Source organism: Streptomyces sp. ISL-12, assembly GCF_018614415.1.
GTDB lineage: Bacteria > Actinomycetota > Actinomycetes > Streptomycetales > Streptomycetaceae > Streptomyces.
In genome coordinates this window covers 1-26,078 of record NZ_JAGGOO010000028.1, presented here as the reverse complement: position 1 = coordinate 26,078, position 26,078 = coordinate 1, and the positions used below count along the sequence as shown (strand labels likewise).

At 74.3% G+C, this 26,078-nt stretch carries 22 protein-coding genes and 1 pseudogene; 14 read left to right on the top strand and 9 right to left on the bottom strand.

What is annotated here, in order from left to right; translation table 11 throughout:
* Positions 1 to 163: 163 nt before the first annotated feature.
* The 6 genes from J7I94_RS08180 to J7I94_RS08155 all read left to right on the top strand — a co-directional run bounded on the left by J7I94_RS08180 (position 164) and on the right by J7I94_RS08155 (position 7,364).
* Entirely contained in the window at positions 164 to 1,372 is a 1,209-nt protein-coding gene (locus tag J7I94_RS08180) for a S8 family peptidase (RefSeq protein ID WP_215166270.1), read from the top strand.
* A gap of 467 nt (positions 1,373 to 1,839) precedes the next feature.
* A complete protein-coding gene (locus J7I94_RS08175; protein WP_215166269.1) occupies positions 1,840 to 3,168 on the top strand; it encodes an ABC transporter substrate-binding protein in 1,329 nt (442 codons plus the stop codon).
* A 14-nt stretch (positions 3,169 to 3,182) separates the two neighbouring features.
* Entirely contained in the window at positions 3,183 to 4,136 is a 954-nt protein-coding gene (locus J7I94_RS08170) for a carbohydrate ABC transporter permease (RefSeq protein WP_215166268.1), read from the top strand.
* Positions 4,133 to 5,026 (top strand): carbohydrate ABC transporter permease, encoded by an 894-nt coding sequence (locus tag J7I94_RS08165; RefSeq protein ID WP_215166266.1) that lies wholly within the window; start codon positions 4,133 to 4,135, stop codon positions 5,024 to 5,026. The genes J7I94_RS08170 and J7I94_RS08165 overlap by 4 nt, the downstream gene beginning before the upstream one ends.
* A gap of 20 nt (positions 5,027 to 5,046) precedes the next feature.
* Complete coding sequence (locus tag J7I94_RS08160; protein WP_215166265.1) at positions 5,047 to 6,042, top strand: carbohydrate kinase family protein; 996 nt, start codon at positions 5,047 to 5,049, stop codon at positions 6,040 to 6,042.
* Positions 6,039 to 7,364, top strand: a complete 1,326-nt coding sequence (locus tag J7I94_RS08155; protein WP_215166264.1) for an alpha-glucosidase/alpha-galactosidase — start codon at positions 6,039 to 6,041, stop codon at positions 7,362 to 7,364. The genes J7I94_RS08160 and J7I94_RS08155 overlap by 4 nt, the downstream gene beginning before the upstream one ends.
* A gap of 10 nt (positions 7,365 to 7,374) precedes the next feature.
* Here the strand turns inward: J7I94_RS08155 and J7I94_RS08150 are convergent, their stop codons facing one another.
* On the bottom strand, positions 7,375 to 8,469 hold the full coding sequence (locus J7I94_RS08150) for a DUF4037 domain-containing protein (RefSeq protein ID WP_215166262.1): 1,095 nt from the start codon (positions 8,467 to 8,469) through the stop codon (positions 7,375 to 7,377).
* 136 nt (positions 8,470 to 8,605) lie between these two features.
* Here J7I94_RS08150 and J7I94_RS08145 point away from each other — a divergent pair.
* The 4 genes and pseudogenes from J7I94_RS08145 to J7I94_RS08130 all read left to right on the top strand — a co-directional run.
* Positions 8,606 to 9,178 (top strand): annotated as a pseudogene (locus tag J7I94_RS08145) (hypothetical protein); the annotation flags it as partial.
* On the top strand, positions 9,168 to 9,908 hold the full coding sequence (locus J7I94_RS08140; protein ID WP_215166261.1) for a class I SAM-dependent methyltransferase: 741 nt from the start codon (positions 9,168 to 9,170) through the stop codon (positions 9,906 to 9,908). The pseudogene J7I94_RS08145 and the gene J7I94_RS08140, both read left to right, overlap by 11 nt.
* A 262-nt stretch (positions 9,909 to 10,170) precedes the next feature.
* Positions 10,171 to 11,367, top strand: coding sequence for a M23 family metallopeptidase (locus J7I94_RS08135; RefSeq protein ID WP_215166454.1), 1,197 nt, complete (start codon positions 10,171 to 10,173; stop codon positions 11,365 to 11,367).
* Positions 11,368 to 11,388: 21 nt separating this feature from the next.
* Positions 11,389 to 12,342: a GlxA family transcriptional regulator gene (locus J7I94_RS08130; protein WP_215166260.1), complete on the top strand. Its 954-nt coding sequence runs from the start codon at positions 11,389 to 11,391 to the stop codon at positions 12,340 to 12,342.
* Here the strand turns inward: J7I94_RS08130 and J7I94_RS08125 are convergent.
* From J7I94_RS08125 to J7I94_RS08105, 5 genes are all read right to left on the bottom strand, one after another.
* Positions 12,325 to 13,434, bottom strand: a complete 1,110-nt coding sequence (locus J7I94_RS08125; protein ID WP_215166259.1) for a GNAT family N-acetyltransferase — start codon at positions 13,432 to 13,434, stop codon at positions 12,325 to 12,327. The two genes, J7I94_RS08130 and J7I94_RS08125, sit on opposite strands and share 18 nt — an antisense overlap.
* A 115-nt stretch (positions 13,435 to 13,549) precedes the next feature.
* Positions 13,550 to 13,924: a hypothetical protein gene (locus J7I94_RS08120; protein ID WP_215166258.1), complete on the bottom strand. Its 375-nt coding sequence runs from the start codon at positions 13,922 to 13,924 to the stop codon at positions 13,550 to 13,552.
* 230 nt (positions 13,925 to 14,154) lie between these two features.
* Positions 14,155 to 14,877, bottom strand: a complete 723-nt coding sequence (locus tag J7I94_RS08115) for an FAD binding domain-containing protein (protein ID WP_215166257.1) — start codon at positions 14,875 to 14,877, stop codon at positions 14,155 to 14,157.
* Positions 14,878 to 15,072: 195 nt separating this feature from the next.
* Positions 15,073 to 15,402: a hypothetical protein gene (locus tag J7I94_RS08110; RefSeq protein ID WP_215166256.1), complete on the bottom strand. Its 330-nt coding sequence runs from the start codon at positions 15,400 to 15,402 to the stop codon at positions 15,073 to 15,075.
* A gap of 64 nt (positions 15,403 to 15,466) precedes the next feature.
* Complete coding sequence (locus tag J7I94_RS08105) at positions 15,467 to 15,913, bottom strand: DNA-binding protein (protein ID WP_215166255.1); 447 nt, start codon at positions 15,911 to 15,913, stop codon at positions 15,467 to 15,469.
* A gap of 148 nt (positions 15,914 to 16,061) precedes the next feature.
* Here J7I94_RS08105 and J7I94_RS08100 point away from each other — a divergent pair, with 148 nt between their 5' ends.
* Both J7I94_RS08100 and J7I94_RS08095 read left to right on the top strand, forming a co-directional pair.
* Complete coding sequence (locus tag J7I94_RS08100; protein ID WP_215166254.1) at positions 16,062 to 17,516, top strand: benzaldehyde dehydrogenase; 1,455 nt, start codon at positions 16,062 to 16,064, stop codon at positions 17,514 to 17,516.
* 54 nt (positions 17,517 to 17,570) lie between these two features.
* Positions 17,571 to 18,434, top strand: coding sequence for a DMT family transporter (locus J7I94_RS08095; protein ID WP_215166253.1), 864 nt, complete (start codon positions 17,571 to 17,573; stop codon positions 18,432 to 18,434).
* A gap of 412 nt (positions 18,435 to 18,846) precedes the next feature.
* Here the strand turns inward: J7I94_RS08095 and J7I94_RS08090 are convergent, their stop codons facing one another.
* Positions 18,847 to 19,824 (bottom strand): SDR family NAD(P)-dependent oxidoreductase, encoded by a 978-nt coding sequence (locus tag J7I94_RS08090; RefSeq protein ID WP_215166252.1) that lies wholly within the window; start codon positions 19,822 to 19,824, stop codon positions 18,847 to 18,849.
* Between the two features lie 242 nt (positions 19,825 to 20,066).
* On the opposite strand from J7I94_RS08090, the gene J7I94_RS08085 reads away from it, so the two are divergent.
* Positions 20,067 to 20,522, top strand: a complete 456-nt coding sequence (locus J7I94_RS08085) for a hypothetical protein (protein ID WP_215166250.1) — start codon at positions 20,067 to 20,069, stop codon at positions 20,520 to 20,522.
* Here J7I94_RS08085 and J7I94_RS08080 read toward each other — a convergent pair.
* Together J7I94_RS08080 and J7I94_RS08075 are read right to left on the bottom strand one after the other, a co-directional pair.
* Entirely contained in the window at positions 20,504 to 22,912 is a 2,409-nt protein-coding gene (locus tag J7I94_RS08080) for a glycoside hydrolase family 65 protein (RefSeq protein ID WP_215166249.1), read from the bottom strand. The two genes, J7I94_RS08085 and J7I94_RS08080, sit on opposite strands and share 19 nt — an antisense overlap.
* A gap of 31 nt (positions 22,913 to 22,943) precedes the next feature.
* On the bottom strand, positions 22,944 to 25,373 hold the full coding sequence (locus J7I94_RS08075) for a phosphoketolase (protein WP_251074832.1): 2,430 nt from the start codon (positions 25,371 to 25,373) through the stop codon (positions 22,944 to 22,946).
* 221 nt (positions 25,374 to 25,594) lie between these two features.
* Here J7I94_RS08075 and J7I94_RS08070 point away from each other — a divergent pair.
* The coding region (locus J7I94_RS08070) for a TetR/AcrR family transcriptional regulator (RefSeq protein WP_215166248.1) at positions 25,595 to 26,078 on the top strand (484 nt) is incomplete at its 3' end.

Below are 26,078 nucleotides of genomic sequence, written 5' to 3'. Positions count from 1 at the left end.
GGTGTTCAACTCCCTTGTCGGGCACCGGTGGTTGGTCAAGGCTGTACCCCGGTCCGGAGCGGAACGCGACGCTCCCCGGGCCGTGTGCGCGATCCCGCGCACACCCCCCACAGACGCGCGCCCCACCCCGGGCGCGCGCCGCCTAGAGGAGGACTCCCTCGTTATGGCACAACTGCGGAGCAAGAGACTCAAGTTCGCCGCGACCGTCGGCGTCGTGGCCGCCGCCCTGACCGGCGGGCTCACCGCGATACCCGCCCAGGCCGCCCCGGCCGAGGGCACCGTCCTCGCGGCCGGCTCCCCCACCGCGGTCAAGGACAGCTACATCGTCACGCTCAAGAAGGACAGCGGGCTCAAGGCGTCCTCGGCGGCCGGCAAGGATGTCGTCGAGGAGTACGGCGGCACGGTGAAGAAGACGTTCAAGAGCGCGCTGAACGGCTACACCGCGTCCCTCTCCGCCGCCGAGGCCAAGCGCCTCGCCGCCGACCCGGCCATCGCCTCCGTCGAGCAGAACCAGCGCGTCACGCTCGCCGACACCACGCAGTCCAACGCCCCGTGGGGCCTGGACCGCGTCGACCAGACCTCCCTGCCGCTCTCCGGCACGTACACCTACCCGGACACCGCGGGCAGCGGCGTGACGGCGTACGTCATCGACACCGGCGTCCGCATCACCCACAGCGACATCAGCGGCCGTGCCTCCTACGGTTACGACGCCGTCGACGGCGACACCACCGCCTCCGACGGCAACGGCCACGGCACGCACGTGGCCACCACGATCGCGGGCAGCACCTACGGCGTCGCCAAGAAGGCGAAGATCGTCGCGGTCCGCGTGCTCAACAACAGCGGTTCGGGCACCACGGCCGGTGTCATCGCGGGCATCGACTGGGTGACCGCCAACCACTCGGGCCCCTCGGTCGCCAACATGTCGCTCGGCGGCGGCGCCTCCACCACCCTGGACACGGCCGTCCGCAACTCCATCGCCAGCGGCGTCACCTACGCGATCGCCGCGGGCAACAGCGCCGCCAACGCCTCCTCGTACTCCCCCGCCCGGGTCACCGAGGCCATCACCGTCGGCGCCACCACCAGCACGGACGCCCGGGCCAGCTACTCCAACTACGGTTCCGTACTGGACATCTTCGCGCCCGGCTCCTCCATCACGGCCGGCTGGTACACCAGCGACACGGCGACCAACACCATCTCCGGTACGTCCATGGCCACGCCGCACGTGGCGGGCGCCGCCGCGGTCTACCTGGCGGGCCACACCTCCGCCACCCCCGCGCAGGTCTCCTCGGCCCTGACGAGCGGCGCGACGACCGGCAAGGTCACCAGCGCGGGCACCGGCTCGCCGAACCTGCTGCTGAAGATCGTTCCCTGATGACGCGGTGATCCCATGACGTGACCCGTCCGGCACGGAATGCCCCCGGAGGCCACCCGCCTCCGGGGGCATTTCGTATGCCCCGAGCCCTGACCGCGTGCTCGAATCTGCTTACAACTACGCCCTTCCAATCAGCCCCGATCACCAACTCAGGCGTTTCGGACCCTTGACACGGTCGGGACCCGGTCGATTTACTCCCGGTCAGCGCCGACGTCGTCAGACCGGCCGGCGCCAGAGGTACGCCCAGCCGGTAGCTGGCCCCGCGCCAGGAGTCCGGCCCGAGTCGCCAGGACCGCCCACGGCGTCCGAGGCGGGGTCGTGCCCACCAGACCGGGAGCTCGTGCCATGAGCCGTCAGCGGGTCCCTCCTCCCTGACACCTTCACTCCCACCCTCACCGCCTGACACCGGGCCACGGCCGCCGGCCGTCGCGCCCCGCCGAGCGACCAACACCTGCCTGGAGGTACAGATGGACGCGGTCCGACGCGGTGTTCGACCCTCGCGCCGCGGGGTGCTGCGGGCCGGCGGGGGCGCCCTGCTCGCCGGGGCCGCGGGAGCGGCCGTCTCCGGGTGCGGGGCCGGGACGGACGACGGGGTCGCCGCCGACGGCACGGTCACCATCGAGGTGTGGCACGGCCAGGCCGACACGGCGAAGAAGGTCCTGCACAATCTCGTCACCGACTTCGAGCGCGAGCACCCGAAGATCCGGGTCGACCTGGGGGGCGGAGTGCTGTCGGACGTGATGCTGCAGAAGGTGACCGCCGCCCTCGCCGCCGGCTCCTACCCCGACATCGCCTACGTCTTCGGCTCTGACCTGGCCCGGGTCGCCCGCGGCCCGCAGGTCGTCGACCTCACCGACACGGTGGACTCCGGTCCCCTGCCGTGGAAGAACTACTGGGCCGCCGCCCGGGACGCCGTCACCGTCAACGGCCGGGTCAGGGCGGCGCCCGCGGTGCTCGACGCGCTCGCCGTCGTCTGCAACAAGCGGCTGTTCCGCGAGGCGGGCGTGGACCTGCCCGAGGCCGGCTGGACCTGGGGGGACTTCACCGAGACCGCGCGGCGGCTGACCGACCGGGCCGCGGGCCGGTTCGGCACCGGCTGGCCCGGCACCGGCGACGAGGACACCGTCTGGCGGCTGTGGCCGATGATCTGGGACCTCGGCGGCGATGTCGTCGACGACAGCGGCAAGGGCATCGGCTTCGCCGACAGCGGGATCCGCGCCCTGGAGGTGGTGGCCGGCCTGGCCCGCGACCGGAGCGTGTACGTCGACCCCAAGCCCGGCAGCGAGCAGATGTACCAGGTCTTCCAGTCCGGCCGGATGGGAATGGTGGTCACCGGTCCCTGGCAACTGCCCGACATCCGGCAGGCGGGGATCGACCACCACGTCGTCCCGCTGCCCAGCTTCAGCGGCAGGCCGGTCACCATCTCCGGCCCCGACACCTGGACCCTGTTCGACAACGGCGCCGCCCGCTCCCGGGCCGCCCGCACCTTCGTCACCTGGCTCACCCAGCCGGCCCAGGACGTCCGCTGGGCCGTCGGCGCCGGCAGTCTCCCGCTCAGCCGCCGCACCGAGGCCCAGCCGGCCTGGCGGCGCAAGGTCGAGGAGACCGAGGGCCTGTCGGTGTTCACCGAGGCACTCGACAGCGCGCGCGTCCGTCCCGTCCACCCGGCCTACCCGGAGGTCTCGCAGGCGCTCGGCCGGGCCGTCGTCTCCGTGCTGCTCGGCCGCAGCAGTCCCGGGGCCGCCCTGCGGTCCTGCGCCGACGAGGCCGACGCCGCCCTGCTCATACCGCGTTGAGGAGCCACCACGCCATGGAGCGACTGCCCCGAGCCATCACCCTCGCGGACCCGCCGGACGAGCGGCGCCGGGCCCTCGTACGCGAGCGCCGCGCCGAGACGGCCGCCGCCTGGGCCTACGTCTCCCCCGCGGTCCTGATCGTCCTGGGCCTCGGCGTCGTCCCGGTCGTCTGGTCGCTGCTGCTGTCCTTCCAGGCCGGCGACCTGGTCACGCCCAGCCGCTGGGTCGGCGTGGACAACTACCGCGCCCTCGCCCAGGACCCGCACTTCGGCCAGGCCGTGCGCAACACCCTGCTCTACACGGTGCTGTACGTGCCGCTGAGCCTGCTCGGCGGCCTGCTGCTCGCCCTGGTGCTGAACCGCCGCATCCGGCTCGTCGGCCTCTACCGCACCCTGATCTTCGTACCGTTCGTGCTGTCGGCGACCGCGCAGGGCGTGCTGTTCTCCTTCATCCTGGACCCGGAGTTCGGCGCCGCCAACTCCGTCCTGCATCAACTCGGCGTCTCCCCGCAGGGGTTCCTCACCGACCCCGGGCAGGCCCTGCCGGTGCTGGTGGCGATCACCCTGTGGAGCGGCACCGGTTTCTGCGTCGTGGTCTACCTGGCCGCCCTCCAGGACGTCCCGCGGTCCCTGGTCGAGGCCGCCCGGCTGGACGGCGCGGGCCGGCTGCACCTGCTGCGCCACGTCACCCTGCCCACGCTCACCCCGGTCACCGTCTTCCTGGTGCTGTGGCAGACCATCCAGTCCCTCCAGGTGTTCGACCTGGTGTACGTCACCACCAAGGGCGGGCCGCTGGGTTCCACCACCGTGATCGTCTACTTCATCTGGGAGCAGGCGTTCATGAACGCCACCGCCGGCTACGGCGCGTCGGCCGCCTACGTCCTCGCCGTCGTCCTGGGCCTCGCCGCCGGGGCCGTACGCCTCGCCCGGCGCCGTGAGCGCCACCGTCCGGAAGGGGCCCGCTCATGACGGCGACCACCTCCGCCCGGCCCCGCACCGTCCCCGCCCGCCCGGTCCGGACCGCCGGTTCCGTACGGCGCCGCCGGCGGCTGCCGTTCAGCCCCTGGCACCTGCTGCTGGCGCCGCTCGCGCTGACCTTCGCGGTGCCGCTGGTGTGGCTGCTGCTCAGCTCCGTGATGAGCGACGCGGAGATCAACCGCTTCCCGCCCGCGCTGTGGCCCTCCGGCATCGACCTCGGCGGCTACCGCTATGTGCTGGGCAACGCGATGTTCCCGCGCTGGTTCGCCAACTCGCTGATCGTCTCCGCCGTCACCGTCGCCGCCAACCTGCTGTTCGGCGCGCTCGCCGGGTACGCCTTCGCCCGGATGCGGTTCGCGGGGTCCCGTGTCCTGCTGGGGCTGATGCTGGCCACGATGGCCGTGCCGTTCCAGCTGACCATGATCCCGACGTTCCTGGTGATGAGGAAGCTGGGTCTGATCGACACCCTCGGCGCGCTCATCGTGCCGTCGCTGGTCACCCCGTTCGCGGTGTTCCTGCTGCGGCAGTTCTTCCTCTCGCTGCCCCGGGAGCTGGAGGAGGCCGCCTGGATCGACGGGTGTTCGCGGCTGCGGGTGCTGTTCCGCATCGTGCTGCCGCTGTCCCGCCCGGCGCTGAGCACGGTCGCCGTCCTGACCTTCCTGACCACCTGGAACGACCTGACCTGGCCGCTGATCGCCATCAACCACGACACGCAGTACACGCTGCAACTGGGGCTGACCACCTTCCAGGGACAGCACCACACCAGGTGGTCCGCGGTGATGGCCGGCAACGTGCTCACCGTGCTGCCCGTGCTGCTCGCCTTCCTCGGCGCGCAGAAGACCTTCGTCCAGTCCATCACCTCCAGCGGCCTCAAAGGCTAGTGACTCCCAGGGAAAGGCCCATGCCGCACACCTTCGACCTGCTCGTCGTCGGGGACGCCAACCCCGACGTCGTCCTCGGTCCCCTCGACGCCCCGCTCGCCTTCGGCCAGCACGAACAGCTCGTGCCCGGCGGCGCCCTCACCCTCGGCGGCTCGGCCGCGATCATGGCCTGCGGGGCGGCCCGCCTCGGTCTGCGGGTCGCGTTCGCCGGCCGGGTCGGCGACGACGACGCCGGACGCTACGTACGGGACACCCTCACCGCGCGCGGGGTGGACACCCGGGGTCTGCGCACCGACCCGGAGCTGCCGACGCCGCTCACCGTCGTCCTGACCCGGGACGGGGCGGAGTCCGACCGGGCCATCGTCACCGCGCCGGGCACCCTGCGCGCCACCACCCCGGCCGACGTCCCGGCCGGGCTGCCGGCCGCCGCCCGGCACGTCCACTTCGCCTCCTACTTCCTGCTGCCCCACCTCGCCGCCGGGCTGCCCGGCCTGATGCGCACCGCGCGCGCCCACGGCGCGACGACCTCCCTCGACACCAACGACGACCCGGCCGGCCACTGGGACCCGCCGGGCCTCGCCGCCGTCCTCCCGCACACCGACTACCTGCTGCCCAACGCCGCCGAGGCCCGGAAGCTGGGCGGCGCCGAGGACCTCGTGACGGCCGCCGCCGCGCTCGCCGGGCGCGGCCCCGTGACCGTCGTCAAGGACGGCGCCGAGGGAGCGCTCTGCCACGACGGGCACACCGTCACCCGCGCCCCCGCCTTCCCGGTCCGGCCGGTGGACACGGTGGGCGCCGGCGACAGCTTCGACGCCGGTTTCGTGGCCGGCCTGCTCGCCGGGCTGCCGCTGCCCGAGGCGCTCCGGCTGGCCGCCGTCTGCGGCGCGCTGTCCACCCGCGCGCCCGGCGGCACCACCGCACAGCCCACCTGGGACGAGGCCCTCGCCCAGGTCACCCGCGACCTCACCCCCGCCCCCTCCCACAACCCCGCCCGCGAACGGAAGAACTCCGCATGAGCACCGCTCACCCGGCCGCCCCCAAGATCACTTTCATCGGGGCCGGCAGTGTCGTCTTCACCCAGGGACTCCTCGCCGACCTGTTCGCGTTCGACGAGCTGAAGACCGCCCACATCTCGCTGCACGACATCGACGCCGAGCGCCTGGCCACGGCCGAGGCAGCGGCCCGGTACATCGCCGCCGAGCGCGGCGCCCGTCCGACGGTCACCGCGCACGCCGACCGCCGCGAGGCGCTGGTGGACGCCGACTTCGTCATCAACATCGTGCAGGTCGGCATGGGCGAGGCCACCCGCACGGACTTCGAGGTGCCGGCCCGCTACGGGCTGCGCCAGACCATCGGCGACACCCTCGGCATCGGCGGCATCTTCCGCGCGCTGCGCACCTTCCCGCTGCTGAAGGCGCTCGGCCAGGACATCACCGAGGTGTGCCCCGACGCCTGGCTGCTCAACTACACCAACCCGATGGCGATGAACGTCCAGTACCTGGCCGAGGCGACCGGCCTGACCCGGGTGGTCGGCCTGTGCCACTCGGTGTACTGGACGATGCGGGGCCTGTGCGACCTGGCCGGGGTCCCCTACGAGGAGGTCACTTACCACGCGGCGGGCGTCAACCACCAGGCGTGGGTGCTGCGCTGGGAGCACGAGGGCCGCGACCTGTACCCCCGCCTCGACGCGCTCGTCGCCGAGGACGAGCAGCTGCGCCGGCGGGTCCGGGTCGACATGTACCGGCGCCTGGGCCACTACCCGACCGAGACCAGCGAGCACTCCTCCGAGTACGTGCCGTGGTTCCTGCACCACCCCGGCGAGGTCGACCGGCTGCGGCTGCCCGTCGGGGCCTACCTCGGCATCGTGGACGAGAACGTGGCGGAGTACGAGCGGACCCGGGACGCGCTGGCCTGCGGGGCGCCGCTCACCGTCGAGGGCACCATGGAGTACGCGCCGCAGATCGTCCACAGCATCGTGACCGGGACCCCGCGCACGGTGTACGGCAACGTGCCCAACCGCGGCCTGATCGACAACCTCCCCGCCCACGGCGCCGTCGAGGTGCCCTGCCTGGTCGACTCCGCCGGTGTGCAGCCCACCCGGATCGGTGCGCTGCCGTCCCAGCTGGCGGCCCTGAACCGGACCTACCTCAGCACCACCGACCTGGTGGTGCGGGCGGCGACGGAGGACGACCCGAGGCACATCCGGCACGCGGCGATGACCGACCCGGCGACGGCGGCGGCGCTGCCCGTCGAGGAGATCTGGCGGCTGTGCGACGACATGGTCCGCGCGCACGAGGACCGGCTCCAGCCGTCGCTGCGGGCGGTACTGGGCGCCTGAGGGAGGCCGCTCAGCCCGTGCACGGCCGGGTCACCGCACGGGCCGCCGCGGGCCGGGTGAGGACCTCCGTGCTGTCGACGAACTGGTCGACGGCACCGGCCGGCGGCAGGGCCCGGACGGCCGGGTCGGTGATCCGGGCGGTGAGCGCGTCGGCGAACCGTTCGGCGCGCAGCACCCGGAAGGGCCTGCCGTGGTAGGGACGGGTGGCCGGGTCCACCGGGTCGGTGAGGCCGAGCCGGTTGTGCTCGGCCGCGACGGTCTCGTACGCCGTGGCCAGGTGCCGTTCCCGGGTGTCCGGGTCGGTGGCGGCGAGGACCGCGCGGAGCACCGGGGTGAGCCCGGCCGCGCCGGGGACGCGGGCGAAGGCGCTGCCGAGCCACTTGGCGTACGGCGGGTAGCGGCGGTCCATCAGCAGGCTGAGCCGCATCAGGTCGCGGACCAGGCGAGCGGCGACGACGGCGGCGCCGAGTTCGTCGCCCACCTCGCCGCAGCGGCCCACGAAGGCCTCCTCCTGGGAGACGCGGCGCCACTGGCAGGCGAGCACGTGGAGCCAGAGGTCGTGCGGGTACCAGGCGAGCCGGGCCTTGGCGGTGGTCAGGGCGCCGAGCCCGTCGTGGAAGACGTCGCCCGAGGTCACCTCGGCGAGCCGCTGTGCCGGGGCGGAGAGCCAGTCCTGACGGGTCACGCCCCGGCACGGGTCGAAGCCGAGGCGCCCGGTGAACCAGGTGCCGGGGTCGGTGATGTCGACCGCGTGCCGGACCGGGCCGTCGGTCGCGGCCATGACGCGGATGCCCGCCTCGTCGGTGGGGGCCAGGTGAGTCGGGTGGCCGAGGAAGGTCCTGGGCAGCCCGGCGGCGAGCCGTTCGCTGATCGCCGTGGCGTGGCGGGCTACGTCCCCGGGCCGGAGGAAGAGTTCCAGCCGGGGTCCCCAGTCGTGGTCGCGGGAGCGGGCGGTGTCGAACCCGAGCACCTCCGAGCCGCTGCCGAGCCGGGCGGCGGAGTACGCGATCCCGGGGGCGGCCTCCGCGACCAGGGGTCGCACGGCCTCGTGGAAGAAGCGGCGGGAGAGTTCGAGACCGGGGACGAAAGGCGGCGGTGTGGTCATGCGGGGAGAGTGCCGGACGGACGGGCGGCCGGGCGAGCACATTTCCCCGGGGTCCCGTACTCCCACCCCGGTACACCGGGTTGCTCCCGCCGCCGGACGACCTCGCGGCGCCCGACCGGCACCGTGGGCCGTATGACTCGACCGCCCGGCCCGGCGGGCCGCACTCAGGGTCCATGTCGTCTCCTCCGCGGGCTGGCTCGGGCTCACGCTCGGCCTGCTCGCCCTCGCGGTCACCGGGGTCACCACCACCTCCCCGGCGGCCTCGGAGGCCGCCGTCCGCGCGATGAAGCTGTTCGCCGACTGGCTGCTGCTCCCCGTCGCGCTCCTCACCCTGCTCAGCGGAGCGCTGCTCTCGCTGGGCACCCCCTGGGGGCTGGCCCGCCACCGCTGGGTGGGGACGAAGTTCTGGCTGACCCTGGCCACGGTCACCGCGACGGCGTTGGCCCTGCGCCCCGCCGTGGACTCCGCGGTGGACTCCGCGGTGGCGGCCGTCGCCGCGGGCGGGCCGCTGCCGGACTCCGGCATCGTGCTGATGGGGCCGGTCGTCTCCCTGTCCGCGTACGTCTTCATGACGGTCGTCTCCGTGGTCAAGCCCTGGGGGCCGACCCGGCGCGGCAGGCGGCTGCGCGACCGTGCCCACGGCGACCGCGCCGGAAAACCGGAGGCGCCCGTCGTACGAGCGGCGGTACCGTCCCCGGATGGTCGATGACGACGGATACTTCTCAGAACCCATCGCGGCCACCTACGACGAGTCGGCGGCGGACCTGTTCCGGCCCGAAGCCGTGGACCCGGCGGTCGACGTACTGGCCGAACTCGCCGGTGACGGACGGGCGCTGGAGTTCGGCGTGGGCACCGGGCGGCTGGCGCTGCCGCTGGCCGCGCGCGGCGTGGCGGTGCACGGCATCGACATGTCCCGGGCGATGCTGGACCGGCTGCGCGCCAAGCCCGACGGGGACACCGTCGACGTGACGGTCGGCGACTTCGCGACGACCCGGGTGGAGGGCACCTTCTCCCTCGCCTACCTGGTGTTCAACACCATCAACAACCTGACCACGCAGGACGCCCAGGTGGACTGCTTCCGCAACGCCGCGCGGCACCTGCGGCCCGGTGGCCACTTCGTGGTCGAGGTGGGGGTGCCCGCCCTGCGCCTCCTGCCGCCCGGGCAGACCGCCGTACCGTTCCACATCTCCGACACGCGCTGGGCGTTCGACACCTACGACGTGGTGACCCAGGCCATGAGCTCCCACTACGTCACCGTCGTCGACGGCCGCGCCGAGCACTGGTCCATTCCGTTCCGGTACGTGTGGCCGGCCGAACTCGACCTGATGGCACGGCTCGCCGGACTGCGGCTGCGCGACCGCTGGGACGGGTGGTCGCGGGCGCCGTTCACCAGCGAGAGCACCGGGCACGTGTCGGTGTGGGAGAAACCGGCGGACTGACGGCGGGCGCCGTCCTGCCCCGGCGCCCCGGCGCGGGGCCGACCGCGCTGCCCTTCCGGGCAGCCGGTCCTGCCTCGGTGTCTCCTGACGCCGCCGGGGCGGGACGGTACCGTCCGTGCGTGAGCATCACGTCTTCCCGGACGCCGTACCCGGCGTGCCGTTCCACACCCGTCGCAGCGACGGTCCGGCCACCGCGCGAGGGCGCCGTCACTCCCGTGGCGGGCGGCCGGTGAACGACGAGCGTACGACGGGGGCGCCGGCCGTGCCCGGCCCCCGGGTCCCCGCCGAGGAGGGGCACCTCGCCCCTCCCCCGCCGGCACACCCGGAACCTCCCGGCCCGTCGGCGCCCCTCGCCCCACAGGCGCCTTTCGATTCGCCGGCACCCCTCGAACCCGACGGGCAGCCGCCCGAGCAGAAGGAACGGCGTAAGCGCCGGGGGCCCGGCCCGGTCGTCGTGCTGGTCCTGCCGGGTCTGCTGACCCTGTCCGGGGTGGCGGGCTTCTTCGCGCTGAACGGCGGCTTCCCCGTCGACTCGGAGCAGGAGGCCGGCCCGGAGCAGGCCGCGTCGGCCGATGTCGACGCCTCCTACGTCCCGTGGCTGCGCAAGGCGGCCGACGGCTGCGAGGTCGTCACCCCGTCCCTGCTCGCCGCGCAGATCGACCAGCTCTCCGGCTGGAGCGACGACACGGGCGAACTCTCCGGCCAGAAGGGCATCGCCGCCTTCACCGACGACCAGTGGAAGCGCTGGGGCAAGGACGCCGACGGCAACAAGCGCTCCTCGCCCCGCGACCCGGCGGACGCCATCATGGCCCTCGGCCGGCAGGACTGCTCCCTGGCCACCGAAGTGACCGGCCTGCGCACCGAGGGCCTCGTCAACGGCGACCTCGTCGACCTCACGCTCGCCGCCTACGCCGCCGGCGTGGACCAGGTGGCGGGGGCCGGCAAGGTGCCCGACGACGCGCGGACCTACCTCACCGAGATCAAGGCATTGCTGCCGCGGTACGAGGCGCTGGACCAGGAGAGCTCCGGCGGGACCCCCGCCGCGGCGGGCGCGATCCTGGCCGCGCCCGTGAGCGACCTCACCGTCACCTCGCCCTACGGTTCCCGCCAGCACCCGCTGACCGGGGTGACCAAGCTGCACACCGGGATCGACTTCGCCGCCCCGCAGGGCGCCCAGGTGTTCGCCGCGCGCGGCGGCCAGGTCGTGTTCGCCGCGTCGACCAGCGCGTACGGCAACCGTGTCGTGATCGACCACGGCACCATCGAGGGCAAGCGGCTGCAGACGACGTACAGTCATCTGTCCGCGATCGACGTGGCCGTGGGCCAGACGGTGGAGACGGGGACACAGATCGGGCGGGCCGGTTCCACGGGCCTGTCCACCGGCCCGCACCTGCACTTCGAGGTCATCTACGACGGCTACTACTCCAACCCCCAGCCCTGGCTCGCCCCCTCCGGCTGACGACCCTCCGGTGATCTCGCCATGCACACCATCGCCGTACTCGCCCTGGACCGGGTGATCCCGTTCGACCTGTCCACGCCGATCGAGGTCTTCACCCGTACCCGGCTGCCGGACGGGAGCCCCGGTTACCGGATCCGGGTGTGCGCGCGGGAGCCGGAGGTGGACGCGGGGGTGTTCACCCTGCGCGCCCCCTGGGGGCTGGAGGGGCTGGAGGGCGCCGACACGGTCATCGTGCCCGGCACGGCCGACGTCTCGGCCCCGCTGCCCGACGCCGTCCGGGACGCGCTGCGGGCGGCGGCCGAGCGCGGCACGCGGATCGCCTCGATCTGCTCGGGCACCTTCCCGCTGGCCGCCACCGGCCTCCTCGACGGCATGCGGGCCACCACGCACTGGGTCGCGGCCGGCGCCCTGGCGGCCCGGTATCCCGAGGTCGAGGTGGACCCGGACGTGCTGTACGTGGACAACGGGCAGATCCTCACCTCGGCCGGTGCCGCCGCGGGCCTCGACCTGTGCCTGCACCTGATCCGGCGCGACTACGGCTCGGCCGTCGCCGCCGACGCCGCCCGGCTGTCCGTCATGCCGCTGGAACGGGAGGGCGGGCAGGCGCAGTTCATCGTCCACGAGTACGCTCCCCGGCCCCAGGGCTCCGTGCTGGAACCGCTGCTCACCTGGCTCCAGGAGAACCTGGGCCGCGATCTCACCCTGAACGACATCGCCGCCCAGGCCGGGACCAGCACCCGCACCCTGATCCGGCGTTTCCGTGAACAGACCGGCACCACACCGCTCCAGTGGCTGCACCGGGCCCGCGTCCGGCAGGCCCAGCACCTGCTGGAGACCACGCGCCACCCCGTCGAACGCATCGCCGCCCAGGTCGGCTTCGGCTCCCCCACCGCCTTCCGGGAGCGGTTCAAGCGCACCACGGGCGTCAGCCCGCACGCCTACCGCCGTACCTTCTCCTCATCCCCCGCCGGCTGACCCCCGCACCCGGTCGCGCAGGCTGCCCGCCTCCGCCAGGGTCCGCGCCGCGGCGGCCGCCAGCCGGGGCCGGGCGCGCACGAACCGCCGGGCGGCCCGGGCCGGTTCCTTCGCCAGCAGGTGGGCGGCGCCGCCCGGCACCGGGCGTACCACCGCGCCCTCGTACACCCGCAGGTCGCGGGTCTTGAACGACTCCTTGTAGCGGGCCGGTCCGGTCCCGAGGTCGACCATCCGGATCCCGTCGGCCGCGGCGGCCTCCAGCATCCGCAGGTGCAGCACGAGGCCGGGTGAGTACTTGCCGTAGGCGCGGTCGTACGCCGGGAACCACCAGGAGAGCACCGTGGCCGAGCGCAGCCCGAAGTGGGCGGCGACGGGGCGGCCGGCGGCGTAGAGGACGGAGAGCAGTCCGCGGCACTCCGGTTCGCCGCTCTGCGCGAGCAGGCCCACCAGTGTGTTGATCCACTCCTGCGCGAAGCGGTCCCGCCGGCCCGTGCGGCGGTACTGGGCCGACTTCCACCGCATGAGTTCCCGCAGCACTGCCGGGTCCCGGGAGTCCAGGACGAACCGGACCTCGCCGACCTGCCGGGCGAGCTTGCGTTCCTTGGCGAGGGTCTGTCTGAGGAACCCTGGGGCGTCCCGGCGCAGTCTCTCCAGGTAGCGGTCGTAGCCGCCGTCGATGTCGACGACCGGGGAGGCGAGTTCCTCGACGGCGTGCGCGGCGAGGGCGCCCTGGCCGTCCTCCAGGTTGTCGAACTCCCAGGACGCCAGGGAGCAGGCCCGCAGCAGCCGGCGCGGCTCGATCCTGACCCCGGGGCGCAGGACGGCCCCCTGGCAGTCCGAGACGCCGAGCCCGATGGCCCGTCCCCGGCCCAGGAGGCCCTTCTCGTAGGGGAAGTAGCCGACCGGCGTGCCGTCCTGCTGGAGGACCGCGACGCGGGCGCCGGGCCGTACCCGGCCGACGGCCGCGGTGAACACCGGGTCGAGGAAGGGGTTGGCAGGTGCCCCGGTCAGGGCGCGGATCTCCCGCCACATCTTGATGTCGTCCGGTCCCAGTTCGTCCGGCCGCAGAATGAGAATGCGCTGTCCCGGCATGGCTGATGCCTCCCGTGTGGTCGAATCGAGGACACACGCGGGCCTGTTCGTCACCGCGTCCCGGCTCAGGAGTCGGCGGGCCGCACGGCGCAGGCCCCGTTACCGCTCGCGCCGCTCAGCAGCGATACGTCCGCAGGAGATCGGCGCCCGGGGACGGGCCGAGGGAGGCCGGCCGTACGGCGGTGACCGCGCCCCGGGGTTCCGTGGCGTCGCGGTCCGCCGCGGACGCCCGTACCGGGGCACCGTCGGCCGCGCATCCGGCGCCGGCCGCGCCCGCGGTCCTCGCGGGGCGCAGCGCGGCGCGGCGGACGGCCGTGCCGTCCTCGCACGGGCTCGGTTCGGTGAGGCTCTCGTCCCCGGTGTCCGCCGCGGCCACGGCGGGGGCGGAGACGGAGGCGGAGGCGTCCGGTGACGGCTCGGGCGCGCAGAGGTTCAGCAGCACCGAGGCGAGCAGCAGCAGCAAGGCCACTGCCCATCGACGCCGCACCATCGGACTCCTGCCCCTGCGTCTCGGCGGGGGTCGGCCGACGGCTCGGCGACGGACGGCTCCCCCGGACGCGCCCGACCGCGCCTTCCAGTAGGCCGAGCGCGTCCCGGCCCGTCAAGTCCCGCGCGCCGAATCGGCGCGCTCCTGACGGACGTTGGCGCCTGCGCGCCCGTCCGGGACCGTGGGGTGTCGTCTCCTGCGCGGTGTGCCGCCTTCCGGGGAGGCGGGAGGGCTCAGTGCTCGGCTGCGCGGTCCAGGATCTCGGTGACCTGCTCGCGGAGCACGGCCCGGGCCTCGGCGGGCAGGGAGCCGAGGGCGGAGGCGTCCAGCGCGTCGGCGGTCCGGGCGGCGTCCGGGCCGCAGTCGGTGCTCTCGCTGAAGACCTCGTAGCCGTCGCGGACGGCGACCCGCAGCCGCCGGTGTCCGTTCTCGTCGGCGTGCACGGCGGTGGCGACGACCAGGGGCGGCGGGCCGCCCGCCTCGGCGGGCATCTTGCGGTACCCGCTGACCAGGGGCGACCGCCAGTGCAGGGAGAGCAGCAGCGGCCGCTTGGCGACGAGTTCGGTGAGGTCGGTCTCGTAGACGCGGTCCTGGGACAGCACCGTGGCCCGGGCGTCCAGCACCAGCGCGGCGGGCAGCAGGCAGCGCAGGCTGCTGCCCACTATGTTGCCGCCGACGGTGGCCGCGCGCCGCACGGCTCCGGTGCCCACCGTGCCGGCCGCGCGCCGCAGGACCTCGGGCACCCGTTCGTCGACCTGGTGGAGCAGCACGGCCGCGCCCAGCGTCTCGCGGCCCCTCTCGTTCGCCTCCGGCAGGTTCCGCAGCGACATGGCCAGTTCGGGGAAGCCGTCCCGTTGCCAGCCCGCCCAGACGAGCGTCGCCCCGCCTATGGGAACCGCTCCCTGGGCGAGGTACTCCTGAGCTTCGGACACGGACGTGGGCAGACGCAACAGCACGGCGGCCGACCTGCCTTCCTCGGAACTCGGTGGCCGAGGTTCGGCACCTTCAGCCACATGATCGATGGCATGGCGCATTGTGCCCACCCCCGCGGGGGCGCGTACAGGGCTCATGTCGGAGGTTCGTGCGCCGCTTCTGCGCCGGGCGCACGACCTGTCGGCAGGGGAACGGTACGGCCGCGACGCCCGGCGGCGCTACGGCCGGTGCGCCGCCGCTTCCTTCGCCAGCTGGACGGCCGAGGCCAGCCCGAGGCCCGGTGCCGACGTCCGCAGGGCCTTGATCGCCCGCACCGAGTCGACGGGGCCCTGGTGGCCGGCGGCGGTGAGCCGTTCATGGACCCAGCGGGCGCGCAGCGCGGCGTCCGGTACGGCCGCCGCCCGCTCCACCAGTTCGGCGGCGCGCTCCAGTCCGGGCCGCTGCTCCGGCGTGGCGTCGGTCAGCGCCGTGCGCAGCGCGGCGGCGATCACGTCCGCGTCCCGCAGCACGAGGACGTTGAGTTCCAGGGGCTTGCTCCGTCCGAACATGCCGCCATGGTCGACGCCGTACGCCGTACCGGGCAAGCCACTTGAGCCACTTCTGAGCCGCGCCTCAGTCCGAGCCCACGGGGTCGGTGTCGACGCGGCCGGACAGGCGCTCGTAGCGCTGGCGGGCGGCCTGCGGGGTGCCCAGGCCCAGACCGAAGGCGATCTCGTGCCAGGTCATGCCGCGGCCCCGGGCCATCTTCAGGAGGCCGGCTTCCAGTTCGTCCAGCTCACCCCGGACCAGCGGGACCAGGGTCAGCGCGGCGGTGATGTCGGCCCGGTCCACCTCGGGTTCGCCGTCGTCCGGCAGGGCCGCCCCGCCGAGCAGGAACGAGACGAGCCGGACGGCCTCGTGCGGGCCGAGGAGCGAGGGGTGGGTCTGGCGGCGGCGCTGGGCGTCGGTGGCCGCGTGCCGTTCGGCGATGCGCAGCAGGGAGGCGTACACCCGCTGTGCGCGGGCCTGCTCCGGCTGCGGCGGGGAGAAGACGTCGGGGGACGGCGGTTGGGAGGTCATGGCGGTCAGCCTGCACGATGAACGGTAAGAGTTCAACCAGTTATGGTGAACGAGTCGTTCAACGGCACCCGTGCCTTGGCGTCCGGGGCGCCGCTGCCTGGCGTGTCCCCCGGCGACCGGCCCGGCTCCGACGAGAGGAAGCAGCGCGATGACCCTTCTGGACAGCGAGGTCTGGGGAAAGAGGTTCCTCAGCGACGGCTGGCGGGACGCCGCCGCGACGCGGCCGGTGATCGAGCCGGCCACCGGCGACCGGCTCGGCACGGTCGGCCTGGCCACGCCCGAGGACGTCGGCCGTGCCGCCGCCCGGGCCGCCGAGGCGCAGCGGGCCTGGGCGGCGACCCCGCCGCAGCGGCGGGCCGCCGTGCTGCGCCGCGCGGGCGAGCTGCTGACCGAGCACGCCGCCGAGGCCGAGGACTGGCTGGTGCGCGAGGCGGGGTCGGTGCGGGCCAAGGCGGCCTTCGAGGTGGGGCTGGCCATCGGCGAGTTCTTCGAGTGCGCGGGACTGCCGAGCCATCCGCAGGGCGAGGTGCTCACCTCCGAGACCGCCCGCTGGTCGCTGGCCCGGCGCCGCCCCGCCGGGGTCGTCAGCGTCATCGCCCCCTTCAACTTCCCGCTCATCCTCGGCCTGCGGTCGGTGGCGCCCGCGCTCGCCCTGGGCAACGCGGTCCTGCTGAAGCCGGACCCGCGCACGGCGGTCGGCGGCGGCGTCGTCATAGCGCGCGTCCTGGAGGAGGCCGGGCTGCCCGAGGGCGTGCTGCACCTGCTGCCGGGCGACGGCGCGGTGGGACAGGCGGTGGTCGAGGCGCCCGAGGTGCGGGTCGTCTCCTTCACCGGCTCCACGCCGGTCGGCCGGGCCATCGGGGAGCGGGCGGGGCGGCTGCTGAAGCGGGCCCACCTCGAACTGGGCGGGAACAACGCCCTGGTGGTGCTGCCCGGCGCGGACGTGGCGAAGGCGGCCTCGGCGGGCGCGTTCGGCTCGTACCTGCACCAGGGGCAGATCTGCATGACGACCGGCCGGCACGTCGTGCACGAGTCGCTGCTGGCGGAGTACACCGCCGCGCTCGCCGCGAAGGCGAAGGCGCTGCCGGTCGGTGACCCGGCCCGCCAGGACGTGGCGCTCGGCCCGATCATCGACCGGCGTCAGCTGGAGCGGGTGCACTCGATCGTCACCGAGAGCGTGGCGGCGGGCGCGACCGTGGCCGCGGGGGGCGAGATCGACGGCGCCTGCTACCGCGCCACCGTCCTGACGGACCTGACGACCGACATGCCCGCCTGGCGGGAGGAGATCTTCGGCCCGGTCGCGCCGGTCATCGGCTTCTCGACGACCGAGGAGGCCGCGCGGATCGTCAACGACTGCGAGTACGGGCTGTCCGTCGGCATCCTCGGCGACGTCGGCACGGCGATGAAACTCGCCGACCTGGTGGACTCCGGCAAGGTGCACATCAACGAGCAGACCGTCGACGACGAGCCGAACGCGCCGTTCGGCGGGGTCAAGGCGTCCGGCACCGGGTCGCGGTTCGGCGGGGCGGCAGCCAACGTGGAGGCGTTCACCGAGACCCAGTGGGTCACGGTCCGCCCGGACATCGCCGACTACCCCTTCTGACCCCGCGGGCGGTCCCGGCGCGCGCCCGGCGCCGGGCGCGGCGAGGATCGGTGGATGGGTTTCCTCCTGCCGGTCCTCTTCGCGCTCCTCGCCGCGCTCAGCAACGCCACGGCCACCGTGCTGCAGCGGCGGGCCGCGCTGACCGTGCCGCAGTCCCAGGGGTTCCGCCTCTCGCTCGTCCTCGACCTGCTGCGGCGGCCCGTCTGGCTCGCCGGGATGCTCGCCGTGGTGGTCGCCGGGGCGGGCCAGGCGGCGGCGCTGGCGACCGGTCCGCTCTCGCTCGTCCAGCCCCTGTTCGTACTGGAGCTGCCGCTGGCGCTGCTGCTGGCCTCGCTGTCGACCGGGCGCCGGATGCCGCCGGTGATGTGGGCCGGGGTGGCCGCCGTGGTGGCCGGACTCGGCATCGCCCTGGGGGCGGCGTCGCCGTACGGCGGCCAGGGCGAGGTGTCCGCCCCGCGCTGGGCGTTCGGGCTGGCAGCCGGCGCGGCGGCGGCCCTGCTGCTGGCCGGGGCCGGGCTGCGGCGGCCCGTCGGCAAGGCCCGGGCCGGCTGCCTGGGCGCGGCCACCGCGGTGTGCTACGCGCTGACGGCGGCGCTGATGAAGGACTCCATGCGGGTGCTGGACACGGCCGGCGTGACCGGCTTCCTGACCGCGTGGCAGACGTACGCGTTCGCCGCGGCCGGGGTGGGCGCCGTCCTGCTGCTGGAGCACTCCATGCAGGGCGGTCCGCTGGTCGCCTCGCAGCCCGCCCTCACCCTCGGGGACGCGACGGTCAGCCTGCTGCTCGGCGTGTTCCTCTACCTCGAACACCTGCGGACCGGCTGGTGGCTGCTGCCGCAGGCGCTCGGCGTCGCCCTGGTCGTGCTGGGCGTGCTCTCCCTGGCCCGGCACGGGATCGACCTGCGCACCGGACACTGACCTCCCCGCGGCCGGCCCGGACGCCCGCGCCGACGCCCTGCCGCGCCGGGCCGACGTCGAGGTGATCACGGTCGTCGGCACGGCTGTGGGACCAGACCGGGGTCGGGCGGTGCGACGGCTGTCTGTGGGGACCCGCGCGGGGGCCGTAGTGCGACGGCCGCGTCCAGACCGCGACACCGGTGCCGGCACCACGCCGGCCGGCCCCGCGGCAGCCCGCGCTGACCCTGCGCCGCCCTGCGCCGGCACCGGACGCCAAGGCCCCGCGCCCCGATCAGCGGGCAGGCCACGCGGTGGCCGTCGCCCCGGCCCCGGCCCGGGCGCCCCTCGCACCGCCCAACCCCGGACCGGCCCCCGGGCCGCCCCGGCCTCCGGTACGCCCGGCGCTCGCCGCGTCGCACCGCGGGGCGGGAGGTCAGGGGTGACGAGCGGGCCGGGCCGGGCCGAGGGCGGTGACCGGGTCGACGCCGGTGAGGCGGACGCTCGCCGCCCACAGCCGGGCCGCGACGGCGGTGTCCGTCAGGTGGCTCCACACCGGTTCGGGCCGCGGCCTGCCCCGCAGGCCGAACACGCGCGGCCCCCAGAGCTGCCCGCCGCGCACGGCCGGGTCGAGCACCGCCCGGACGGCCGGCCATGCGCCGGCGTGCTTGCCCTGCACCAGGACGGCGGCCGGCGCCGCTCCCAGCCGGGAGCCCGGGCCCGGCTCGTGGACCGGCGGCCGGGCGGGCGTCAGGCCGTCCAGGGCGCCGCCCGGATGGACCACCACGCTCGTCACCGGACTGCCGGCGGCGCGCAGCCGCCGGTCGAGTTCGAGGCCGAAGTACATCTGCGCCAGCTTGGACCGCCCGTACGTGCGCTTGGGCCGGTAGTCGGTCCGGGACTGGAGGTCGTCCAGGTCCAGCCGCTCGGTCTTGGCCGCGAAGCTGCCCACGGTCACGACCCGGCCCGCGGGCGCCGCCGAGAGCAGGGGCAGCAGCCACCGGGTCAGCGCGAAGTGGCCGAGGTGGTTGGTGCCGAACATCAGCTCGTGCCCGGCGCCGGTCTCCTCCCGGGGCGGGTCGTCGAGCGCGACCCCGGCGTTGAGCACGACGGCGTCCAGCCGCTCCGCCCCGAGGGCGTCCGCCGCGCCGCCGAGCGAGGCGGGATCGGCGAGGTCCAGACGCAGCGCCCGGACCCGCGCGCCGGGGACCCGGGAGCGGACGGCGTCCAGGGCGACGGTGGCCCTGGCCGGGTTCCTGCTGCCGAGCACCACCGTGGCCCCGGTCGTGGCGAGCTGTTCGGCGGTGAAGTAGCCGATGCCCGCGTTGCCCCCGGTGACGAGGAAGAGACGGCCCTCGGCCCGGGGCAGCCGGTGGACGTCCCAGGAGGGCGGGGCGGAGGGAACAGCGGGCATGACGGGAGACTCCCCTGCGTCGGCGGCACGGACGTACGCCCACCGGTGGCGGCGGGCGGGTCCCACCCTCGCGCGCCCGGCCGACAGATCGCCTGCAGTCCGCCGACGCCGGTGCGCGCCGCGCCGTACTCCGTCCGAGTGGTGCGTCGGCGGGCCCCGCCGTAGCGTCGTATCGGACGACCGACCGTGACCCGCAGCACCACGGTCCTCGGTCGAACGGAAGTCGAACGGCAGGAGCGGACATGCGCGGACATGCGATGAGGGCGGCCGTCACACTCGGTGCCGCCGCGGCGCTCGCGGCGCCCCTGGGAGCGGCTTCGGCCACCACCCCGTCCCCGGAGCCGGACCGGCATCGAACCGGCGGCCCCGTCCTGGCCGACTGCCAGGGCCGCGGCGAGGTGCGTCCCGGGGAGTACCTGCTCGCCTGCGGTGACGGCAACAGCAGGCTGGACTCCCTGCGCTGGGCACGCTGGGACGCCGACGCGGCGGTGGGCCGGGGCGTCAACCTGGTCAACGACTGCGACCCGTACTGCGCGGCGGGCACGTTCCGCTCGTATCCGGTGACCGTGCGCCTCGAAGCGCCCGTGGCGGACGGGAGGAACCCGGGCGAGCCCCGCTACACCCGGATCAGCGTGACGTACACCGACGGGCGGCCGGACGGCGCCCCGCGCGTGGTGAGTTACCCGCTGCCGGGCTGAGCCCCGCCCCGGGGACGGTCCGGGAGGACCAGGCGGCAGATGTCGCCGGGCTGGACCTGGACCGTCCGGCCGGGGAGCCGGACGTCGATCGGCAGCCGGTCGGAGGCCGGTACGGCGATCTCCAGCAGCTCGTGCTCCAGCCGCAGCCGTACGCCCCAGTGGCCCTGGTAGCGCAGGGAGAACCCGTACGCCGACAGCTCCGGCAGCGGCACCGGGTCCAGCCACAGCGCGCCGGCGCGGGTCTCCAGCCCGGTCAGTCCGCGCTGGACGAGGTCGAGGGTGCCGGCCATGGCGCCGAGGTGGATGCCCTCGCCGGTGGTGCCGCCCTGGAGGTCGGCGACGTCGCCCTTGAGGGCGTCCTGGACGTAGGCCCAGGCCCCGCGCCGGGCGCGGGCCAGGATCCAGCCGTGGACCAGGCCGCTGAGGGTGGAGCCGTGGCTGGTGCGGGCCAGGTAGTAGTCGACCGTGCGGTGCCAGGTGTCGTCGTCCAGGCGGTGGCCCAGCCGGGCGAACAGGGAGCGGAGTTCGGCCGGGGAGAAGAGGTAGCCGAGCATGAGGACGTCGGCCTGTTTGGACGCCTGGTAGCGGTTGACGGTGTCGCCCTCGGCCTCCAGCACCCGGTCCAGGCGGCGGATGTCGCCGTGCCGCTCGCGCAGCCCTTGCCAGTCGAGTTCGGCGAGGTCGCCGTAGCCCTCGAACTGGCTGATCACGCCCCGGTGGAAGGGGACGTGGAGGGTGCGGGAGACGTCCTCCCACTGCTGGAGTTCGCCGTCGTCCAGCTCGGTGCGTTCGACGAGTTCGCGGCGGCGCGGCTCGGGCAGGGCGCGCAGCACCTCCAGGGTGCGGGTGAGGACCCAGGCGGCGGTGACGTTGGTGTAGGCGTTGTCGTCCAGGCCGGGCCGGTCCGCGTCCGGGTACGCCTCGTGGTACTCGTCGGGGCCGACCACGCCCCGGATCCGGTGCCTGCCCAGACTGCCGTCCCAGACCGCCGAGTCGGCCCAGAAGCGGGCGATCTGGAGGAGCATCTCGGCGCCCTTGGTGTGCAGGAACTCGGCGTCGCCGCTGGCCTCGCAGTACTGCCAGACGTTGTACGCGATCGCCGAGCCGACGTGGTGCTGGAGGTGGGAGTGGTCCGGCAGCCAGCGGCCCGAGCGCGGGTTGAGGTGGAGCTGCTGGGTCTCCTCCCGTCCGTCGCTGCCGCTCTGCCACGGGTACAGCGCCCCCCGCCTGCCGATCGCGCGGGCCGCCGCCCGGGCCCGGTCCAGCCGGCGGTGCCGGTAGTGCAGCAGGGCCCGGGACACCTCGGGGAAGTGCAGGTTGAGGTAGGGCAGCACGAACAGCTCGTCCCAGAAGACATGGCCCCGGTACGCCTCCCCGTGCAGGCCCCGGGCCGGGACGCCGACGTCGAGGTCGGCGGTGTGCGGGGAGAGGGTCTGCAGGACGTGGAAGAGGTGCAGGCGCAGGATGCTGCCCGCCTCGCCCGGCACGTCCAGTTCGGCGCGGCGCCACAGCTGTGCCCACGCGGTGCCGTGGCTGCGCAGCAGCGCGTCGAAGCGGGGCGCGGACGCCACCCGGTCGACGGCGGCCTGGAGCGGGTCGCTGATCGCCGGGTCGCGTGAGGTGTGCAGGGCGACGGTCTTGTCGACGACGGCGGTGCGGCCGGGGCGCAGCGGCAGCCGCAGCCGCTGGACGGCCCGCAGTTCCGCCGCTTCCGGTTCGACCGGTACGTCGGCCGTCACCCGGGAGGCCAGGCCGATCCGGATGTCCGAGGTACGGGTGCGGCAGCGCAGCCACACCGTGCCGGGTCCGGCGTCACCGGTGTGCACGTGGGTGAGGTGCCGGCCCTCCAGGTCCCGGTAGCGCGGCACCCCGGAGTTGGTGACGCCGCCGTCGAGGGCCGCCTCCACGTCGAGGTCGACGGCGGCGGTCTCGGCCGTGAACTCGGTGCGCAGACAGGCCAGATGGGGGTCGGCCATGTGCACCAGACGCAGCTGCCGCACAGCGAGCACGCCCGAGTCGCCGAGCCGGAACCGGGTGTGCCGCTCCAGCAGCCCGGTGTCCAGGTGCACCGCCTGCCGGTGGGTGAGCACCTCGGCGGTGTCGGGCGTGAGCCACGCGCCGCCCGCCATGCGGAACCTCAGCGACAGCCAGTCGGGCAGGTTGACCATGTCCTCGTTCTCGACCTCGCGCCCGGCGACGGACGAGGTGAGCCGGTTGTAGCAGCCGGCGACGTACGTGCCCGGGTAGTGCACGTCGTCCGCGGCGCACTCGGGCAGCGCGCCGCGGGTGGCGAAGTAGCCGTTGCCGAGCGTGCACAGCGACTCCCGCAGCCGCTCCTCGGCGGGGTCGTAGCCGTCGTACTCCCAGGTCGAGGCGGCGGTCGCGGTCACGGGGCGCTCCTTTCACACGGGTCGGCGCGGGTCAGGCTTCCCAGGACCAGTCGGCGACCTCCGGCAGGTCGACGCCGTGCTCGCGGATGTACGCGTGGTGGCGCAGCCGGACGTCCGCCATCCGCTGGCGGACGGCGGCGGCCCGCACGACGAGGCCGGGCACCCGGTCGATGACGTCCATGACGAGGCGGTAGCGGTCCATGTCGTTGCCGACGACCATGTCGAACGGGGTGGTCGTGGTGCCGATCTCCTTGTAGCCGCGCACGTGCAGGTGCTGGTGGCCGTTGCGCCGGTAGGCCAGCCGGTGGATCAGCCAGGGGTAGCCGTGGTAGGCGAAGACGACCGGCTTGTCGGCGGTGAACAGGCCGTCGTACTCGAAGTCGCTCATGCCGTGCGGGTGTTCGCCGCTCGGCAGCAGCCGGGCGATGTCGACGACGTTGACCACGCGGACGGCGAGTTCCGGCAGATGCTGCCGGAGCAACTGGGCGGCGGCCAGGACCTCCTGGGTGGGGACGTCGCCGGCGCAGGCGAGCACCACGTCGGGTTCGCGGCTGCCGTCCTCGGTTCCGGCCCACTCCCAGATGCCGGCGCCGCGCGCGCAGTGGGTGCGGGCCTGGTCCATGGACAGCCAGTCGAAGCAGGGCTGTTTGCCGGCGACGACGACATTGACGTAGTCCCGGCTGCGCAGGGCGTGGTCGGCCACGGAGAGCAGGGTGTTGGCGTCCGGCGGCAGGTAGACCCGTACGGCCTCGGGGCTCTTGTTGAGGATGTGGTCGACGAAGCCGGGGTCCTGGTGGGAGAAGCCGTTGTGGTCCTGGCGCCACACGTGCGAGGTGAGCAGGTAGTTGAGGGAGGCGATGGGCGCGCGCCAGGGCAGCCGGCGGGTGACGCGCAGCCACTTGATGTGCTGGTTGACCATGGAGTCGACGATGTGGACGAACGCCTCGTAGCAGGAGAACAGGCCGTGCCGGCCGGTGAGGAGGTAGCCCTCCAGCCAGCCCTGGCAGGTGTGTTCGGAGAGGATCTCCATGACCCGGCCGTGCGGGTCGAGGTCCTCGTCGACGGGCAGGACCGGCTCCTGCCATGCCTTGCCGCTGGCGGCGTAGACGGCCTGGAGGCGGTTGGAGGCGGTCTCGTCGGGGCCCACGAGGCGGAAGTCGCGCCGGTCGGCGGTGGCGGCCATGACGTCGCGCAGCAGGTCGCCGAGGACCCGGGTGGGTTCGTGGAGGGTGGCGCCGGGTTTGTCGACGGGGACGGCGTAGGTGTCCAGCGGCGGCAGCGGGAGTTCGCGCAGCAGCAGACCGCCGTTGGCGTACGGGGTGGCGCCCAGGCGGCGGGTGCCCTCGGGGACGCAGCGCAGGACCGCGGGGCGCGGGGCGCCGTTCGCGTCGAAGAGTTCCCCGGGCCGGTAGGAGCGCAGCCAGCGCTCCAACTGCCGCAGGTGGTCGGGGTTGTCCCGGACGGCGGCCATCGGGACCTGGTGGGCGCGCCAGGTGCCCTCGACGGGGAGGCCGTCGACCTCGGCGGGGCCGGTCCAGCCCTTCGGGGTGCGCAGCACGATCACCGGCCAGCGGGGGCGCTCGGTGGTGCCGTCGTGGCGGGCGGCGCGCTGGATCGCGGCGATGCGGTCCAGGGCGGTGTCCAGGGCGCGGGCCATGGCGCGGTGGACGGCGGCCGGGTCGTCGCCGGTGACGTGGAGCGGGTCGTGGCCGTAGCCGCGCAGGAGTTCGTCGAGTTCGGCCTCGGGGAGCCGGGCGAGCACCGTGGGGTTGGCGATCTTGTAGCCGTTGAGGTGCAGGACCGGCAGGACGGCACCGTCGTGCACGGGGTCCAGGAACTTGTCGGAGTGCCAGGAGGCGGCCAGCGGACCCGTCTCCGCCTCGCCGTCGCCGATGACACAGGCGACCACCAGGTCCGGGTGGTCGAAGGCGGCGCCGTAGGCGTGGGAGAGGGAGTAGCCCAGCTCACCGCCCTCGTGGATGGAGCCCGGGGTCTCCGGGGCGACGTGGCTGGGCACGCCGCCGGGGAAGGAGAACTGCCGGAACAGCCGCGCCATCCCGGCCGCGTCCCGGGTGATGTCCGGATACGTCTCGGTGTACGTGCCCTCCAGCCAGGAGTTGGCCAGCACGGCGGGCCCTCCGTGACCGGGGCCCCAGACGCACAGGGCGTCCAGGTCACGGGCCTTGATCACCCGGTTGAGATGGGTGTGGACCAGGTTGAGGCCGGGTGAGGTGCCCCAGTGGCCGAGCAGCCGGGGCTTGACGTGCTCCGGGCGCAGGTCCTCGGTGAGCAGGGGGTTGTCCATCAGGTAGATCTGGCCGACGGAGAGGTAGTTCGCGGCACGCCAGTGGGCGTCCAGGACGGCCAGTTCCTCGTCGGTCAGGTCGCCGCCGGCCAGGTCGTTGCCGGTCGGGTCGTCGTCGGTCGGCCGGTCGGGCGCCTCGTGCGGGTCGGCGGACATCCGGGGTCCTTTCCGTGTCGGGACGGCGGTCGGGCCGGTGGCGGACCGTGGTGCCGCCGGACCGCGCGGCCGACGGGACCGGCCGGCCGCGGCGCCCGGTGCGCACATCCCACCACCCTGCGCGGACCGGCCGGGTACCCGACAGGGCCGTTCGGGTCACTCCCCGCGGCCGGCCCGACCGGACAGGGGCAAATTTTGCATGTCGTGCATCTTTGCATAACATGCAAGTTATGTCGGAGGGGAGTGCCGCGGGGGGCGGACTGCGCGAGCGGAAGAAGCGGGCCACACGGGCCGCTCTCACCGAGGCCGCGGTGCGTCTGGCGGCGGAGCACGGGGCGGAGAAGGTCACGGTCGAGGCGATCAGCGCCGCGGCCGGGGTGTCCGTACGGACGTTCTTCAACTACTTCGACACCCGCGACGACGTGTTCGTCCTGGTGGGTGCCGAGACCGGCGCCCGCGTACGTCAGGCGCTGCTCGCCGCGCCGGCCTCGCTGTCCCCCCTCCAGGCGCTGCACGACGCCATGGCCGCCGAGCTGGCCGAGGCCGAGCAGCAGCACGAGCTGTGGCGGCTGCACGGCGAGGTGCTGCGCGCGGCGCCGCACCTCCTCGTCCGCAGTCTCGGCGCGCATCTGGCCGACGAGACCGAACTGGCCGAGGCCCTCACCGAACGGATCCGCTCCGGGCCCGCCCCCGGCGGCACCCCGC